Raw genomic sequence first — 17243 nt, 5'->3', positions numbered from 1 at the left:
TCTAGCTGGCGAGCCGCAGCCGATCGAATTCCACTCGATTGCGGCCGCCGCGTTTTGCGGCGTAGAGCGATCTGTCGGCATGCTCCAGCGCCTCAAAGCCGGCGGTCAGTCATGGCCAAACCTGATGCCGATAGCCGGCATCAAGGACATAAAGTCCAGCAGCATTGTTTGTAACCCCGCCTTGCAGCAAACATCTCTTAATGTTCAAGGCTCATTCTAGGCTGCTAGGGTTCCTATCTGATCGCCCGGATCAATCGCTATGCTGCGATACGAATCAATGGGGCTGCCAGACGGCGGCGGGACGGATTGAATATTCCCGCCCGTCATGCCATCCGCATGTGCTACGAACGGAACGGGAACCGTGGCACACTGCACCTGATTCGCCGAACCTGGATCAAATATGCCAATTGACGACAGCAACGATCTTTTCGCGAGCCTGAACAAGCACGCAGAACCTGCAGAGCAGGCCGAGCCGGTCACGACTGCGCGCCGGTCCCCCCGCGGCGTTTCAGTTCAGCCGAAAGATGTAAGCGACTATAGCGCCGCCCATATCGAGGTACTCGAAGGGCTGGAGCCTGTACGCCGGCGCCCGGGCATGTATATCGGCGGCACGGATGAAAAAGCGCTCCACCACCTCTTCGCCGAAGTTATCGACAATTCAATGGATGAGGCTGTCGCTGGCCATGCAAGCTTCATCGATGTCGAGCTTGATGCTGAAGGCTATCTTTCCGTCACTGACAACGGTCGCGGTATTCCGGTCGATCCGCATCCGAAATTCAAGAACAAGTCGGCACTTGAAGTCATCATGACAACGCTGCATGCCGGCGGCAAGTTTGATTCCAAGGTCTACGAAACCTCCGGCGGCCTGCATGGTGTGGGCGTTTCCGTCGTCAATGCACTTTCGGAAAGCCTCGAGGTCGAAGTGGCGCGAGGACGCCAGCTATATCGGCAGAGGTTTTCTCGCGGCCTGCCGATCGGGGGCCTGGAGAATCTCGGCGAAGTCCATAATCGTCGGGGCACACGCGTGCGCTTCCGGCCCGATCCGCAAATCTTCGGCGAAAAGGCCAGGTTTGATCCTGCCCGCCTCTACCGCATGGCCCGGTCGAAAGCTTATCTCTTCGGCGGGGTGGAGATCCGCTGGTCTTGCGCTCCCTCCCTGATCAACGGCAAGGATGAGACGCCGGAAAAGGCCGTCTTTCACTTTCCCGGCGGGCTGAAAGACTATCTCAGCGCGTCGATCAACGGCGAATTCCAGGTCACGCGCGAAGTCTTCGCAGGTAAGAGCGAGAAGCGCGGCGGACATGGTTCGGTCGAATGGGCCGTCACCTGGTATGGCGGCGACGGCTTCATGAATTCCTATTGCAACACGATCCCGACCCCGGAAGGCGGCACGCATGAGGCCGGTTTGCGCAATGCCCTTCTGCGTGGCCTGCGCGCCCATGCCGAACTTACCGGCAACAAGCGCGCCTCCGTCATCACCAGCGAGGATGTGATGATCTCCGCTGCGGGGATGCTTTCGGTGTTCATCCGCGAACCCGAATTTGTCGGCCAGACCAAAGACAAACTCGCCACGCCGGAAGCCATGCGTATCGTCGAGAATGCGAYCCGCGATCCGTTCGACCACTGGCTCGCCGACAATCCGCAGGAAGCATCGAAACTGCTCGACTGGGTGATCGCGCGCGCCGATGAACGGTTGCGCCGTCGGCAGGAGCGCGAGGTCAGCCGCAAGAGTGCGGTGCGTAAGCTCCGTCTGCCGGGCAAGCTGGCGGATTGCACGCTGGGAGCTGCAGCAGGCGCCGAGATATTCATTGTGGAAGGCGATTCGGCGGGAGGCTCGGCAAAGCAGGCGCGCGACCGTGCCAGCCAGGCGGTGCTGCCTCTGCGCGGCAAGATACTGAACGTCGCCAGCGCCGGTTCCGGAAAGCTCGCGGCGAACCAGCAGATCGCTGACCTGATCCAGGCGCTTGGTTGCGGCACGCGTTCAAAGTACCGAGAGGATGACTTGCGCTACGAGCGCGTCATCATCATGACCGATGCCGATGTCGACGGCGCGCATATCGCGTCGCTGCTCATCACCTTCTTCTACCAGGAGATGCCGGACTTGATTTCCGGCGGCCATCTTTACCTCGCCGTGCCGCCGCTCTACCGCATCAGTCAAGGCGGGAAGACTATGTATGCGCGCGATGACGCCCACAAGGACGAGCTGCTGAAAACGGAATTCACCGGTCGTGGCAAGGTCGAGATCGGTCGCTTCAAGGGTCTCGGCGAGATGCTGCCGAACCAGCTCAAGGAAACCACCATGGACCGCGCCAAGCGCATGCTGTTGCGGGTCGAGGTGCATGAAGACGACTCCACCACGAAATCGGCCGTCGATGCTCTGATGGGCACGAAGCCGGAAGCGCGCTTCCGCTTCATCCAGGAGCGGGCGGAATTCGTGGAGGAGCTGGATATTTGAGTGAGAAGAATATCCCGTGGCGAACCTAGCATGAGAGCCGCTATCGGCAGAACGTTTGCGAGAAATTCACCACAAGTCATGCGCTTGCTGGACGGGCACCGGGATTCTATCAACGCTACCGTTCTTGCAGGAGGAAAGACATGGCAGGCCTTTATCTTGAAGAGTTCACGCCGGGACAGGTGATCCAGCATCCTCTGCGCAAGACCATAACCGAAAGCGATAACATACTGTTTTCGGTGATGACCCTTAATCCGCAGCCGCTGCATATCGATTTCGACTTCGCTGCAAAGAGCGAATGGGGCAAGCCGTTGGTGAATTCGCTCTTCACGCTCGGACTGATGATCGGCATCTCGGTCCACGATACGACCTTGGGCACGACGATCGGCAATCTCGGCATGACCGAGACCGTCTTTCCGCACCCGCTTTTCCACGGTGATACGGTGAGAGTCGAGACGGAGGTCAAATCGGTGCGGGAATCAAAATCGCGACCGGACCGCGGCATCGTGGAGTTCGAGCATCGGGCCTATAATCAGCACAACGTGCTGGTGGCGCGCTGCGTGCGCCAGGCAATGATGAAGAAGGCAGCCGTCTGATGCGCTCCCTGCTCTTCGTCCCGGGCGATTCTGAAAGAAAGCTCGAAAAGTCGCTGCAATCCGGTGCGGATATCCTGATCGTCGATCTGGAAGATTCCGTCGCTGCCGGGAACAAGGAAGATGCGCGGCGCATCGCGGCAGAATTCATTGCAGACAAGAAGGCCGGGACCTCCTCCTTTTTCTATGTCCGGGTAAATGATCTTTCGACCGGCCTGACGGACGAGGATCTGGAAGCTATGATGGCCGTCCGGCCCGACGGCATCATTTTGCCGAAGGCGCAGGGCGGTCAGGATGTAACGCATCTGGCGGCGAAATTGCGCGTGCATGAGGCCGAGCAAGGGATCGAGGATGGGACGACCCGCATTCTTCCGATTATCACCGAGACAGCAAGCGGCGTTCTGGCGGCCAGCACCTATCGTGAAGCCAGCCCTCGCCTTTCCGGCATTACTTGGGGTGCGGAAGATCTTTCGGCCGATATCGGAGCAAGGACGGCGCGCGACGAGGACGGACGCTTCACCGATACGTTCCGGATTGCCCGCGCCATGACGATTCTCGCTGCGGCTTCGGCGGAAGTGGCGGCGGTCGATACCGTCTTTCCCAATTTCCGGGATGAAGGAGGCTTTCGACGCGAATGCGTGGAAGCAGAGCGTGACGGCTTCACGGCCAAGATGGCGATCCATCCCGCCCAGGTTCCGATCATCAACGAGGCCTTCACCCCCTCCGCCGAGGCTGTGGCTCATTCCAAGGCCGTCATAGACGCTTTCTCGGCGGCCGGAAATCCAGGCGTCGTTGCGATTGACGGACAGATGTATGATCGCCCTCACCTGCGCCGGGCTGAACGAATACTGGCTCGCGCGAAAGCTGCGGGCGCCTGACCCTGTCAGTCGGCCTTCCAGCGTGGCCGGAGCATCTCGAACACTTCGGTGACGGCAGCATAGTCACGATAGCCGAGGCGTGAAAGATTCTGCGCCTTTGCGTAGTCGAACATGCCATCGGACAGGATGTCCTCGTCGATATGCACCCCAACCACTTCACCCATCACCACCGTAACGCCAGCCGATGCCCCATCGAGACCACGTGGCTGGAGGATGTTGACCACCTTACATTCGAGGGCGGCATAGGCGTCGGCCACCCGTGGTGGCGAAACCATCTGCGACGGCGCAGGCGTCAGGCCGGCATAGCCGAATTCGCTTATCCCGCGCGGCGCATCGACCGAACTGGCATTCATCTTCTCGGCAAGATTACGGCTGGCAAAATTAGCGACGAATTCGCCTGTTTCGCGTACGAAAGTGACGCTGTCCTTCTCGCCTTCCGACGAAAACATCACGAGATGGGGGTGTGAGGAGATAGCGTTGAAGAAGGAATAGGGCGCGAGGTTCAAAGCACCGTCTTTCGATACCGTCGAAATCCAGCCGATCGGGCGCGGCGCCACGATGGCTTTGAAGGGATCATGGGGCAGGCCATGCCCTTTTGAAGGTTCGTAGAACATGGGATCAATCCTGTGCCGGGCCGGTATATTCGGAATAGAGAGTGGATACGTCCGGACGAGGCCGCTCCGCGGCCTCACCGTCATGCGTTCCGATGTGCACAAAGCCGACGACACGCTCGTGTTTTTCAAGTCCGAGTATCTGTCGCCCCTCGGGAAGATCGGAATACCAGTTGGTGATCATGTTGGTGCCGTAACCCAGCGCATTTGCGGCAATCATAAGGTTCATCGCCGCCATGCCTCCGGAAAGAAACATCTCCCACTGCGGGATTTTCGGGTTTTCCTTCGGGCATGACACGATGCCAATGACCAAGGGCGCTCGCGAGAAGCGTGTCAACTCCTTTGTGCGGCGGGCATCCGTAAGCGGACCTTCCAGCTTTTCCGCCAGATCGGCGATCATTTCCCCTACCCTCTCGCGCGCCGCGCCGCGATAAATGATGAAGCGCCATGGTGCGAGATTGCCATGGTCGGGCACGCGCGACGCGATCCGAATCATGGTCTCGATCTCGTTGTCCGAGGGGGCCGGTTCGCAAAGCTCCTGAATTGGCACCGATTTCCGGCTCAGCAAGAATTGGATGATTGACGAAGACACAAAAAACTCCCTTTTGCGGGCGCGTATAACATATTCGCCGTGGAAATTGCTTTGGGTTGAGACCTGTCGGATTCAGCCTTGAATTTGCCACTGCCTTGGGCTTGAAGACAAATGATGATCATAGGGGCGTCAAGGTTACTTCTCCTCCACGGCTTCGCGGCTGTCGTAGTCATGTCCTCGGGCATCGGCGGCGCAGTGGCGCAAAACCTGCCCTCTGGCGGGTTTGGAAGCAGTCCGGACAGCCTGAATTTCAATCTCGATGCTGTGCCGGGCACGCCGATGGATTTGCCAGGCGTAGATTCGCAATTGGATCCCCTGCCGCCCGGAAGCAACAGCTATGCACCACCCCACACCAGCGCGCCTCTCGCTACCGCCGCAACCGGCGAGATTACACTTGCGGCGCATCTGACTGAAGATTCGGAAGAGATTCCGCGTGGCCTCGTATGGCGGATTTTCAAACCGGAAGTCGGGCCTGATGGAAAATTGCCGCTCGTGGCATCCTCGCGCGGCGGCACGAGCATCTTCAAGCTCCCTCCCGGCAGCTATCTCGTCCACGCCGCCTTTGGGCGGGCAGGCGCGACCAAGCGAATCAGCATCGGCCGTGATGCGAAGCGCGAGGACCTCGTGCTTGACGCCGGAGGACTGAAACTCGATGCGGTGCTTTCCGGCGGCGTGCGCATTCCGCCGAACCGGCTGAAATTCTCGATCTATGAGGCCGAACCCGACGCCACCGGCGATCGTGCCCTAATCATTCCCGATGTGAGTCCCGACACGATCGTGCGCTTGAAGGCCGGAACCTATCACGTGGTTTCCACCTATGGCACGGTCAATGCGGTCATTCGCTCGGACATCCGCGTGGAAGCCGGAAAGCTCACCGAAGCAACGGTGGAGCATCGCGCGGCCCATCTGACGATGAAGCTTGTGCGCGAGACGGGCGGCGAAGCGATTGCCGATACAGCTTGGTCGATCCTTACTGATACGGGTGACATAGTCCGCGAGTCCGTGGGCGCCTATGCATCCATGGTGCTGGCGGAAGGCGACTACACCATCATCGCCAAGAACCGGGACCGTATCTACCAGCGCGACTTTTCCGTGGTGGCCGGCCACAACCAGGACGTGGAGCTACTACCCACTGATCTTATCGACAGCAAGGAAAGCACTAGTCTGGAAGTCGACAACGAGTAGCCGGATGCAGCCGCGTAAGCCGCTGCTGCATCAGCCTGCGTCAGGCCGCCTGGCGCTTGCGTCGCAGATCCGGCGGAACCGCTTCCTCGGCCAGCACTGCAACCGCTTCGTCCAGCGGCAAGGATGTCTGGTCGCGCGAACCAAGCCGCCGCATGTTGACCGCACCATCCTCCGCTTCGCGTTTTCCGCAAACAAGGATCACCGGCACCTTGGCGAGCGAATGCTCGCGCACCTTGTAGTTGATCTTCTCGTTGCGCAAATCGGGCTCGGCCGCCAGCCCTGCCGCCTTCAGCCGCTGCACGACTTTGATGGCGTAGTCGTCAGCATCTGATGTAATCGTGGCGACCACGACCTGCACAGGCGCGAACCAGAGCGGGAAATGCCCCGCATAGTTCTCGATCAGGATGCCAAGGAAGCGCTCCATCGATCCGCAAATGGCGCGATGGACCATGACGGGCTGCTTCTTCTCCGAATCCTTGTCGATGTAGAAAGCGCCGAACCGCTCCGGCAGGTTGAAATCCACCTGCGTGGTGCCGCATTGCCATTCGCGGCCGATGGCATCCTTCAACGAATAATCGAACTTGGGACCGTAGAAGGCACCGTCGCCTGGATTGATTTCCGTCTTGATCCGGTTGGTGGAGGACTGGATCTGCTTCAGCACGCGTCCCATGATCTCTTCGGCATGGTCCCATAATGCATCGGAGCCAACCCGCTTTTCCGGCCGCGTGGCAAACCGAACGGTTATCTCGTCGAAGCCGAAATCGGCATAGGTCGAAAGAATGAGATCGTTGATCTTCAGGCATTCGGCCGCGAGTTGATCCTCGGTGCAGAAGATATGGGCATCGTCCTGCGTGAAGCCGCGCACGCGCATGAGGCCGTGTAGCGCGCCTGAAGGCTCGTAGCGATGCACGGCGCCGAATTCCGCAAACCGGATGGGTAGTTCCCGGTAGGATTTCAAGCCATGCTTGAAGATCTGGACATGACCGGGGCAGTTCATCGGCTTGAGCGCGAAGACGCGCTTGTCCTCCGCTTCCTCGTCCGCGGTCGTGACGGCGAACATGTTCTCCTTGTACCAGCCCCAATGACCGGAAGTCTCCCACAAGGAGTGGTCGAGTACCTGCGGCGCATTCACCTCCTGATAATCGTCGGCCAGACGCCGGCGCATGTAGGAAACGAGGTTCTGGAACATCTTCCAGCCCTTGGAGTGCCAGAAGACGACACCCGGCCCCTCCTCCTGGAAGTGGAACAGATCCATCTCACGGCCAAGCCGGCGATGATCGCGCTTTTCGGCTTCTTCCAGCATGGTGAGATAGGCGTCGAGCTGTTCCTGATTCGCCCAGGCCGTGCCGTAGATGCGGGTCAGCATCGGATTGTTAGCGTCGCCGCGCCAATAAGCACCCGCCACTTTCATCAGCTTGAAGGCATTGCCGATCTGCCCGGTGGATACCATATGCGGCCCGCGGCAGAGGTCGAACCAATCGCCCTGAAAATAGATCTTGAGGTCCTGATCCGGTGGGATGGCGTCGATCAGTTCGACTTTGTAGGCCTCGCCCTTTTCCCGAAAGACCTTGCGCGCATGCTCGCGGTCCCACACCTCTTTCGTGAAGGGCCGGTTGCGCGCGATGATCTCGCGCATCTTTTTCTCGATCGCCGGGAAATCCTCCGGCGTGAAAGGTTCGTTGCGCGCGAAATCGTAATAGAAACCGTTCTCGATGACCGGGCCGATCGTGACCTGCGTTCCCGGCCACAATTCCTGCACCGCCTCGGCGAGGACATGGGCGGCATCATGGCGGATAAGCTCAAGAGCACGTGGATCATCGCGGGTGATGATCTCAATCTTGCCGGAGCTGCCGATCGGGTCAGAAAGGTCCCGCAACACGCCGTCGAGGCTGTAGGCGACGGCCTTCTTGGCAAGTGATTTCGAGATCGATTCGGCCAGTTCGGCGCCGGTCGTCGCTGCGTCGTATTGGCGGGCGGAGCCATCGGGAAATGCAAGGGAAACGGAATTCGACACGCTGTATCTCCTTATCCAGTCCCGCCAACGAACGCGGGTGGTCGATCCGGTATATGCCGGCGAGCGGTCTTTTAGAGAGGGATGACGACGGCGTAAAGCCCCGTATGGGTGCGGATCAATGGGTATTTGGCGGCAGGCCTATACGCCAGTAGCGCCACGGGAAGTACCAGACGTAACGGTCTTCAAGTATCTCTGGCACCGGATCGTGGCCATGCGTGCCGCCGGGGCCGCAGCGCGCGACGCGGAACAGCGCCATCCAGCCGCCCGCCCATAGCCCATGCCGTGCGATCGCCTCATAGGCATATTCCGAACAGGTCGGCAGATGACGGCAGGAATTACCGACGAAACCCGAAAGTGTGAGTTGATAGAGGCGCACCAGGGACGTGCCGAGCAACCGGCCGGGCGTATGCCGCCATGAGCCTCCCCAGTTGCGGCTATACCGCGAATGCTGACTGTTGCTGTCGTCCACGCCTTCCTCTCAGGACCAAAACAGCCGTAAAATGGCAATCGGATTGCCGGGCCACAACCTCCCCGTCTCCCTTACGGAGATACTTCGTTCTGCAGGGATGGTTTGAATGGTTGCAGGAAACCTATAACTGTACGCCGAACAGCGCCATTCCCATCGCCTTTCGGTTGAACAGGCAAACAGGCTGAGGACTCCGATTATGAGCGACGACGTCGAACTTGGGTTGGACACATTCGGAGACGTCACCGTCGATGCAGAGGGAAACCGGCTTTCGCAAGCGCAAGTGATCCGCGACGTCGTCGAGGAAGCCGTGCTTGCCGATCAGGTCGGCATCGACTTCATCGGCCTCGGCGAACATCATCGCGACGATTTTGCCATTTCCGCGCCTGACGTGGTGCTGGCGGCTATTGCGACCGCAACGAAAAGGATCCGGCTTGGATCCGCCGTCACCGTGCTGAGTTCGGACGATCCCGTTCGCGTCTTTCAGCGTTTCTCCACCCTGGACGCCATTTCGCGCGGGCGGGCCGAAGTTATACTGGGCCGTGGCTCCTTCACGGAATCCTTTCCGCTATTCGGCTTTTCACTCCATGATTACGAGAAGCTTTTCTCGGAGAAGCTCGACCTGTTCTCCACTCTCCTGAAGCAGGGGCCAATCCATTGGAAAGGCGAGACGCGGGCCGAACTGCGCGGCCAGACTGTCTATCCGCCGGTCGAGAGTGGTACGCTCAAGACCTGGATAGGTGTCGGAGGCAGTCCCGAATCGGTCGTACGCGCAGTGCGCTACGGCCTGCCGATGATGCTCGCAATCATAGGCGGCGCACCCAAACGCTTCCTGCCCTTCATCGACCTCTACCATCGTGCGGTGGCACAGATCGGGGGAACGGCGCTGCCTCTTGGCGTTCATTCGCCGGGCCATGTAGCAGACACGGACGAACAGGCTCGCGCCGAACTCTGGCCCGGCTACAAGGCGATGCACGACCGGATCGGCGCCGAACGCGGATGGGGTCCGACCGACATCTCCCGTTTCAACCAGGAAGCGGAGATGGGCTCGCTCTATGTCGGCTCGCCGGAAACCGTTGCCCGCAAGATAGCCTCGACCATGAAGGACCTGGGCGTAAAGCGCTTCGATATGAAATATTCCTCAGGCACGCTCGGCCATGACAAGATGATGCGCAGCATCGAACTCTACGGTACCAAGGTAATGCCCATGGTCTGCGACATGCTTTCGGCCGATTGAGGCTGCCTCACGCCGCAGCTTCGGCGTGTTTTCTTTCGATCTGATCTATGGCGTCGACCACAGCGTCGAAAGTCAACATGGTCGAAGCGTGGCGTGCCTTGTAGTCGCGTACCGGCTCGAGATATTTCAGATCGGCAAAGCGGCCTTCGGGCGGCGGCCCGTTTTCCTTCAGCATCTTACGCATGGTCTCACGCACTTCACGCAATTCCCCTGCGCGAGCACCAATGATATGCGCCGCCATGATGGAGGAAGATGCCTGCCCGAGTGCGCAGGCTTTCACCTCGTGGGCAAAATCCGCCACCACACCGTCGCTCATCTTGAGATCGATCGTAACCGTGGAGCCGCATAGCTTGGAATGCGCGGTCGCCGAGGCATCCGGGTCGGACAGGCGGCCGATGCGGCCGATATTCCCTGCAAAAGCAAGGATTTTCGCGTTATAGACGTCGTCTATCATGACTTTCCGGCTGCAAGGCGTTCTTTAAACACAGTGTGTCGCGGCTGCATCTTTCATTCGTGCCCCGCGTGTCTATATAATGGTCGTATCTTGATGACGGCAAGGCGATCAATTTCCGCTTCCGTCACGAGGTCGCGAGAAGCCGCTTTCGGGCCGGACTGAGACATAGTTCACCAAACCCGCAAAAGGCTGTGGTCCGTTCAACTCGTTCCTTCTGAGAAAGGAACTACGGGAGACGCCTTCCATGGATGCAATTATCAGAAACTTCCCACCGGTGGGTGACAAGGCTCAGAAGTCGGAGTCCAAGCCAGCCTATCTGGACAAGCCGGTTGTCGATCGCCCGACCCAGGAGGAAGCGGAAGCAGCCGTGCGCATTCTTTTGCGTTGGGCGGGAGACGATCCCGACCGCGAAGGGCTGAAGGAGACACCGGAACGTGTTGCCAAGGCTTATCAGGAGATATTCGGAGGTTACGACCAGTGCCCCGCCGAGGTATTGGGGCGGACCTTTGAGGAAGTCGCCGGCTATGACGACCTCGTGCTGATCAAGGACATCTCGTTCCACTCCCATTGCGAACACCATATGGTGCCGATCATTGGCAAGGCGCATGTCGCCTATCTGCCGGACGGCAAGGTCGTCGGCCTGTCCAAGATTGCCCGTGTGGTGGATATTTTTGCACGCCGTTTGCAGACGCAGGAAGCGATGACCGCGCAGATTGCCGGTGTGATCCAGGACGTATTGAAGCCGCGCGGGGTCGCGGTAATGATCGAGGCCGAACATATGTGCATGGCGATGCGCGGCATCCGCAAGCAGGGCTCAACCACCTTGACCTCGACATTCACCGGCGTCTTCCGCGATCAGCCTGAAGAACAGGCCCGCTTCGTCACCCTGGCTAGGGACGGCCAGAGGGGCTGAATGCTGGTCGTATGGTTTCGAGACCAGCATGACTGCCATTACTTTTCCCGAACCACCCGCGACAAAGGCCGATCTTGAGGAGGGAACGGCCTTTTCGCCGCGTTTCGATTCCAACGGTCTGGTGACGGCCGTCGTTACTGACGCCGGCGACGGCAGACTTCTTATGGTCGCTCACATGAATGCCGAAGCGCTGGCCAAAACGCTCGAAACCGGAATCGCTCATTACTGGTCGCGCTCGCGCGGCAAGCTTTGGAAAAAGGGCGAGACCTCCGGCAATGTGCAGCATGTTGTCGAAATGCTGACAGACTGCGATCAGGATGCTATCGAACTGCGCGTGAATGTCGCAGGGGACCATGCAACCTGTCATACTGGACGACGTTCCTGCTTCTATAGAAGGGTCATGCTACGGAATGGTGAAGTCGCGCTGATTGACGACGGCAGCCAGGCATTGTTCGATACTGAAAAGACATATGCGAAGGATATTTGATCCACCTGCCTCCTGAACGCGAATTCACGATTTCGATACGAAGCCCCGGCACTATGCATCGGGGATGAGGAGACCATGATGCTCGAATGGGCGTCCTTGCGCAGCAAGCAGGAAAACCGGGAAGCGACGGTACTTCCGCCGGATGCGCCAGAACTTAATCCACGACTGCCCAAGAAGTCCGCGATCTCGCTCGCCCTTGGCGGCGGGGCGGCCCGAGGCTGGGCGCATATTGGCGTCCTGCGGGCGCTAGACGAGGCAGATGTTGAAATCAGCATGATCGCCGGCACCTCCATTGGCGCGCTGGTCGGAGGATGCTATCTCGCTGGAAAGCTTGACGAGCTGGAGGATTTCGCCCGCTCCCTCACCAAGCGGCGGATCTTTGGCCTTCTTGACCTGAATTTCGGCGGCAGTGGCCTCTTTGGCGGCATGAAGCTGACCAGCCGCATGCAGGAACATCTCGACAAGGTGAATTTCGAGGATCTGGCGAAGCCTTTCGTGGCGGTCGCGGCGGAAATCCGCACCGGCCATGAGATATGGCTGTCCAGCGGATCGCTGATAACAGCCATGCGTGCTTCCTATGCCCTGCCAGGCGTTTTCGAGCCTGTCGTCTGCAACAGGCGGGTTCTGGTGGATGGGGCACTGGTCAATCCCGTGCCCGTATCGGTCTGCCGTGCCTATGAGCAGCCTGCTGTCGTGGCAGTGAACCTGCATTACGATCTTTTCGGGCGCGCCGCGGTCATCAAGCACAGCGCCGACCTTTCCGAAAAGGAAAACAAACACCTGGACGGCCAAAAGGCCCCTCTCATCGTGGAAAAGGGTGCGCGCGAGCGCGATTCGCGCATCGGCATTACGGGCGTCATGGTCGAGGCCTTCAACATCATCCAGGACCGCATATCCCGCGCCCGGTTGGCAGGAGATCCACCGGATCTGTCACTGCAGCCTAAGCTCGGTCATATCGGCCTGACGGAGTTTCATCGGGCAGACGAGGCTATCCGTCTGGGCTACGAAGCGACCAAGGCGCAGTTGCCTGAAATTCAGAGGCTTCAGTCGGTCCTCGCCTGAAAAAACACTTTCTCAGGGTGCGGCTTTGGCCGCGTCCACTATCCTGAATTGCACCGATCGCATTCCGTTCCAATTGTTGGCCGCAAGCGAACCGGCAACATGCACGGTCGCCCCCCTATTCTCGAACAGGAAACGACCGAGATCTGTTTCGGCAGCGCGGAAAGCGATCGCCTGAAGGCGCCCTCCCCCCTGGGAACTCAAATCCACCCGCACGTGGCCATTGCCGACGGTGCGCGCGTCGACCAGCCGGTGGTGTGGTAGCGCCAACACCGGCGACGGGTGACCCGAACCGTAAGGGCCGGCAGCTTCCAAAGCATCCAGAAGATCGAAAGTCGCCCCCTCGGCCGACAAGGCCGCGTCGATTTTCAGGCTTTCCAGATCCCGCAGGCGGGTAACCGCCTCCCCTGCCCGTTCCTCGAAGAAAGCACGCAATTCGCCAAGCTTGGCTCTTTCGACCGTAATTCCCGCTGCCATGGCATGGCCACCGCCCTTGATCAGCAGCCCTTGGGCTACAGCCTCCCGGACGAGCTTGCCAAGATCGAAACCGGTGATGGAACGGCCGGAGCCGGTCCCGATGCCATTCGCATTGAAGGCTATGGCAAAGACGGGGCGGCGAATGAACTCCTTGAGCCGTGAAGCGATGAGCCCGACAATGCCGGGATGCCAGCTTTCGCTGGCGGTGACGACCACTGCGGGACCACCCCCCGCGGAGATTTCGGCCTCCGCTTCGGCCCTTGCTTCCGCCAGCATCTGTGTTTCCATGTCCTGGCGCTCGCGATTGAGCTGGTCGAGGGTGTCGGCAATGGCATTGGCCTCGGCAGGATCTGCGGTCGCAAGCAGGTTACTGCCGAGGGCCGCATTGCCGATACGGCCGCCGGCATTGATCCGCGGGCCGATCAGGAAGCTGAAATGATAGGGATTGAGCGGCTCGCCCACCCGCGAGACCCGCGCCAGTGCGGCAAGGCCAGGCAATTTCAATTGCCGTGCGACGAGCAGCCCTTTCACCACGAAAGCGCGATTGATACCCGTGAGCGGGACCACGTCGCAGACCGTGCCGAGCGCCACCAGATCGAGCATGGACAAGAGATCGGGGCCGGGCGTCGCATGTCGGCGCTCGCGAAGCACCTTCGCAGTCTGCACGAGCGCGAGAAAGACCACGCCCGCCGCGCAAAGGTGCCCCTGGCCGGAAAGGTCGTCCTCCCGATTCGGATTGACGACCGCAACAGCCGGCGGCAGAGCGCCGCCCACCTGATGATGATCGAGCACGACGATATCGGCTCCCGCCTGCCGGCCTGCTTCGATCGCTTCCGCGCTGTTGGTGCCGCAGTCAACCGTGACGATGAGCCTGGCGCCGCGCGCCGCAAGCTCACGCATGGCATCGGGATTTGGTCCGTAGCCCTCGAAAATGCGATCCGGAATATAGATTTCCGACTCTACGCCGTAATGAGCCAGAAACCGTTTCAGAAGTGCTGATGAGACGGCACCGTCAACATCGTAGTCGCCGAAGATGGCGACACGCTCGCTGCGGATAATCGCATCCGCGATCCGCTCAGCCGCAACCGTCATGTCGGTCAGCGATGCCGGATCAGGCAGAAGTGCCCTGATTGTGGGATCGAGAAAGCCTGCTGCGTCTTCTGGCAGGACACCACGGCCGGCGAGGATGCGGGCTACGATCTCGGACACGCCGTGGCCTTGGGCGATCGCCAGGGACAGGTTCTCCTGGCGAGGGTCCAGCCTGTGCTCCCAGGCAAGACCGTTCGCTGACCGTCTAACGTCAAGAAAGAACCGCTTCTCGCTACCCGTCATCACGCCCACCTGTTCACTAGCGCAGGATATACGGGCTCACCGACGGGAGAAAAAGACCGTTCTCAGAACTTGGCCTGATCCTGGTGACGGGCCTTGATCTCGCGCACCGTCTGCGATGAGGAACGCATGACGATCGTGTGTGTCTGGATCGAATCACGACCGAATTTGACGCCGGACAGGAGGTTGCCGTCGGTCACGCCCGTGGCGGCGAACAGAACGTCGCCCTTGGCCATTTCCTCCATGCGATAGACCTTCTTCGGGTCGCTGATTCCCATCTTTGCGGCGCGTGCGATCTTGTCCTCGGTATTGAGCTGCAGGCGCCCCTGCATCTGGCCGCCTATGCAGCGCAGGGCCGCCGCGGCCAGAACGCCTTCCGGCGCGCCGCCTATACCGAGATAGATGTCGATACCGGTCTCGTCCGGGTCAGTCGTGTGGATGACGCCGGCCACGTCGCCGTCGCCGATCAGCCGGATAGCCGCGCCCGTGGCGCGCACTTCCTCGATCAGCCGCGCATGGCGCGGACGATCGAGTATGCAGGCAGTGATCTCACCGGCGGGAACCCCCTTCGCCTTGGCGAGATTCTCGATGTTCTCGGCGGCCGGCGCATCGATATCGACCACTCCTTGGGGATAGCCGGGCCCGATCGCAATCTTCTCCATATAGACGTCGGGCGCGTAGAGGAGGCTGCCGCGTTCCGCGATCGCAATGACCGCCAGCGAATTGGGCAGGTTCTTCGCGCAGATCGTCGTGCCCTCCAGAGGATCGAGCGCGATATCGACTTCCGGTCCTTCCTTGGTGCCGACTTCCTCGCCTATATAAAGCATGGGCGCCTCGTCGCGCTCACCTTCGCCGATCACGACCGTGCCGGTGATCGGAAGCCGGTTGAGTTCGGAGCGCATGGCATCGACCGCTGCTTGGTCGGCGGCCTTTTCGTCGCCACGTCCCCGCAGCCTTGCGGCGGCGACCGCCGCGCGCTCGGTAACGCGGACGAGCTCAAGGGTGAGGATACGGTCGAGACCGGGTGAAGCGCTCTTGGCCATTTCTGGTTCCTGATCGTTATGGGCGGGTTGGCGCCTCTTTTGGCAAAGTGAACTTCGCCCGGCAAGAGGCGGAAAGCCTCCCGGCAAACATCAATCGATTGAAAGTCTTAGGCGTCGCTTTTGCGGAGACTCAGGCAGCCCGTTCGATGCGGATGACCTGCGGCTTATCGACCAGATGGCCATCCTTGGTGATGCTCTCTACCGCCTTGCGGACGGCCGCTTCCGTCGTCTCATGCGTCACCAGCACGACGGTCTTCTGCGTTTCCGCCTGGTCGGGATCGGCATGCTGGACGATGGATTCCAGCGAAATGTCATTGTCGGCCATGCGCTTGGCGATCGCCGCAAAGACGCCGATACGGTCATACACGGTCAGGCGGATGAAATAGCCACCCTCATGCCGTCGAATGCGCGCTCGTTTGTAGGGTGCAAGCTCCTTTGCCGGCCAGCCGAAGACCGGCCCATGCTGGAAGCCGGGCTGGCTCTTGGCGATATCGGCAATGTCGCCGACAACGGCCGAGGCCGTGGCGCTGCCACCGGCGCCGGGCCCGGAGAGAAGCAATTCACCCAGAATGTCGGTCTCGATCGCCACCGCATTGGTGACGCCATGCACCTGAGCGATCACGGAGGCTGTCGGCACCATGGTGGGATGAACGCGCTGCTCGATGCCGCTGTCGGTCTTCTGCGCCACCCCGAGAAGTTTGATTCGGTAGCCGAGCTGGGCAGCAGCGCGGATATCGGCCTGAGTTATGTTGGAAATGCCTTCCATATAGATGTCGTCTGCCGAGATCTTCGTGCCGAAGGCAAGGCTTGTCAGGATGGAGAGCTTGTGCGCCGTGTCATGGCCTTCGATATCGAAGGTCGGATCGGCCTCCGCATAGCCGAGCCGCTGGGCATCCTTCAGGCAGTCGTCGAAGGAAATCCCCTCCGCTTCCATGCGGGTCAGGATGTAATTGCAGGTGCCGTTCAGAATGCCGAAGACGCGTGTCACGGTGTTACCGGCCATCGCCTCACGCATGGTCTTGATGACCGGGATGCCGCCCGCGACCGCCGCCTCATAGTTGAGAAGCACGCCCCTCTTCTCGGCAATCTCGGCAAGCGCGACGCCATGCCGGGACAGCAGCGCCTTGTTGGCGGTCACGACATGGCAACCCGCTTCCAGCGCCGCCTTGACGGAGGCACGGGCGGGACCGTCCTCACCGCCGATCAACTCGACAAACACATCGATATTGTCCGACCGAGCAAGTGCGACAGGATCATCGAACCATTCTGCTCCGTCGAGGGCGATCCCGCGATCCCGTCTCCGGTCGCGGGCGGAAACGGCTGTGACAGCAATCTCCCGCCCGCATTGCCGTTTCAGTTCAGCCGACTTTTCTGCCAGCACCTTGACCACGGACGATCCCACCGTGCCGAGGCCGGCTATCCCAACACGCAACGCTTCGGCCATATCCCGCCG

The 17243-nt window shown here is 60.2% G+C and carries 17 protein-coding genes; 9 read left to right on the top strand and 8 right to left on the bottom strand.

Going from position 1 to position 17243, the window contains the following annotated elements; all coding sequences use genetic code 11:
- From L598_RS21610 to L598_RS13000, 4 genes are all read left to right on the top strand, one after another.
- A partial coding sequence (locus tag L598_RS21610; RefSeq protein ID WP_210244995.1) for a hypothetical protein occupies positions 1-220 on the top strand: 220 nt, incomplete at its 5' end.
- A gap of 186 nt (positions 221-406) precedes the next feature.
- Positions 407-2455 (top strand): DNA topoisomerase IV subunit B, encoded by a 2049-nt coding sequence (parE, locus tag L598_RS13010; protein WP_144863047.1) that lies wholly within the window; start codon positions 407-409, stop codon positions 2453-2455.
- A gap of 140 nt (positions 2456-2595) precedes the next feature.
- The gene (locus tag L598_RS13005; protein WP_144863039.1) at positions 2596-3048 is read left to right on the top strand and encodes a MaoC family dehydratase; all 453 of its coding nucleotides are present in this window, start codon (positions 2596-2598) and stop codon (positions 3046-3048) included.
- Positions 3048-3923 (top strand): CoA ester lyase, encoded by an 876-nt coding sequence (locus L598_RS13000; RefSeq protein ID WP_144863037.1) that lies wholly within the window; start codon positions 3048-3050, stop codon positions 3921-3923. Before L598_RS13005 ends, L598_RS13000 begins: the two co-directional genes overlap by 1 nt.
- 5 nt (positions 3924-3928) lie before the next feature.
- Here L598_RS13000 and L598_RS12995 read toward each other — a convergent pair whose 3' ends face one another.
- Entirely contained in the window at positions 3929-4537 is a 609-nt protein-coding gene (locus L598_RS12995) for a flavin reductase family protein (protein ID WP_144863035.1), read from the bottom strand.
- 4 nt (positions 4538-4541) lie between these two features.
- A complete protein-coding gene (locus tag L598_RS12990) occupies positions 4542-5126 on the bottom strand; it encodes a nitroreductase (protein ID WP_144863033.1) in 585 nt (194 codons plus the stop codon).
- A 279-nt stretch (positions 5127-5405) separates the two neighbouring features.
- On the opposite strand from L598_RS12990, the gene L598_RS12985 reads away from it, so the two are divergent.
- Positions 5406-6311 (top strand): hypothetical protein, encoded by a 906-nt coding sequence (locus tag L598_RS12985; RefSeq protein ID WP_144863045.1) that lies wholly within the window; start codon positions 5406-5408, stop codon positions 6309-6311.
- 40 nt (positions 6312-6351) lie between these two features.
- On the opposite strand, the gene thrS is transcribed toward L598_RS12985, so the two are convergent.
- Together thrS and yidD are read right to left on the bottom strand one after the other, a co-directional pair.
- Positions 6352-8325 carry a threonine--tRNA ligase gene (gene thrS, locus L598_RS12980; protein WP_144863031.1) on the bottom strand — a complete coding sequence of 658 codons (1974 nt, stop codon included), beginning with the start codon at positions 8323-8325 and terminating at the stop codon, positions 6352-6354.
- Between the two features lie 115 nt (positions 8326-8440).
- Complete coding sequence (gene yidD, locus L598_RS12975) at positions 8441-8794, bottom strand: membrane protein insertion efficiency factor YidD (protein ID WP_144863029.1); 354 nt, start codon at positions 8792-8794, stop codon at positions 8441-8443.
- A gap of 196 nt (positions 8795-8990) precedes the next feature.
- Between yidD and L598_RS12970 the strand changes: the two genes are divergently transcribed.
- Positions 8991-10028, top strand: coding sequence for an LLM class flavin-dependent oxidoreductase (locus L598_RS12970; RefSeq protein ID WP_144863027.1), 1038 nt, complete (start codon positions 8991-8993; stop codon positions 10026-10028).
- 7 nt (positions 10029-10035) lie between these two features.
- Here the strand turns inward: L598_RS12970 and L598_RS12965 are convergent, their stop codons facing one another.
- On the bottom strand, positions 10036-10482 hold the full coding sequence (locus L598_RS12965) for an iron-sulfur cluster assembly scaffold protein (RefSeq protein WP_144863025.1): 447 nt from the start codon (positions 10480-10482) through the stop codon (positions 10036-10038).
- Positions 10483-10726: 244 nt separating this feature from the next.
- Here L598_RS12965 and folE point away from each other — a divergent pair, with 244 nt between their 5' ends.
- The 3 genes from folE (at position 10727) to L598_RS12950 (ending at position 12944) form a co-directional block, all read left to right on the top strand.
- A complete protein-coding gene (gene folE, locus L598_RS12960; RefSeq protein ID WP_144863023.1) occupies positions 10727-11395 on the top strand; it encodes a GTP cyclohydrolase I FolE in 669 nt (222 codons plus the stop codon).
- A 28-nt stretch (positions 11396-11423) separates the two neighbouring features.
- On the top strand, positions 11424-11882 hold the full coding sequence (hisI, locus tag L598_RS12955; protein WP_144863021.1) for a phosphoribosyl-AMP cyclohydrolase: 459 nt from the start codon (positions 11424-11426) through the stop codon (positions 11880-11882).
- A 78-nt stretch (positions 11883-11960) separates the two neighbouring features.
- Positions 11961-12944: a patatin family protein gene (locus L598_RS12950; protein WP_144863019.1), complete on the top strand. Its 984-nt coding sequence runs from the start codon at positions 11961-11963 to the stop codon at positions 12942-12944.
- Between the two features lie 12 nt (positions 12945-12956).
- On the opposite strand, the gene recJ is transcribed toward L598_RS12950, so the two are convergent.
- From recJ to L598_RS12935, 3 genes are all read right to left on the bottom strand, one after another.
- The gene (recJ, locus tag L598_RS12945) at positions 12957-14750 is read right to left on the bottom strand and encodes a single-stranded-DNA-specific exonuclease RecJ (RefSeq protein WP_144863017.1); all 1794 of its coding nucleotides are present in this window, start codon (positions 14748-14750) and stop codon (positions 12957-12959) included.
- A 62-nt stretch (positions 14751-14812) separates the two neighbouring features.
- Positions 14813-15790 (bottom strand): class II fructose-bisphosphatase, encoded by a 978-nt coding sequence (glpX, locus tag L598_RS12940; protein WP_144863015.1) that lies wholly within the window; start codon positions 15788-15790, stop codon positions 14813-14815.
- A gap of 130 nt (positions 15791-15920) precedes the next feature.
- Entirely contained in the window at positions 15921-17234 is a 1314-nt protein-coding gene (locus L598_RS12935; protein ID WP_144863013.1) for a homoserine dehydrogenase, read from the bottom strand.
- Positions 17235-17243: the final 9 nt, after the last annotated feature.

Origin of the sequence: Mesorhizobium sp. J18, assembly GCF_007829525.1 — a bacterium.
In the GTDB taxonomy this organism is placed as follows: Bacteria; Pseudomonadota; Alphaproteobacteria; order Rhizobiales; family Rhizobiaceae; genus VLJP01.
The sequence above is the reverse complement of the archived record's forward strand: the minus strand, read 5'-3'. Positions and strand labels throughout refer to the sequence as shown.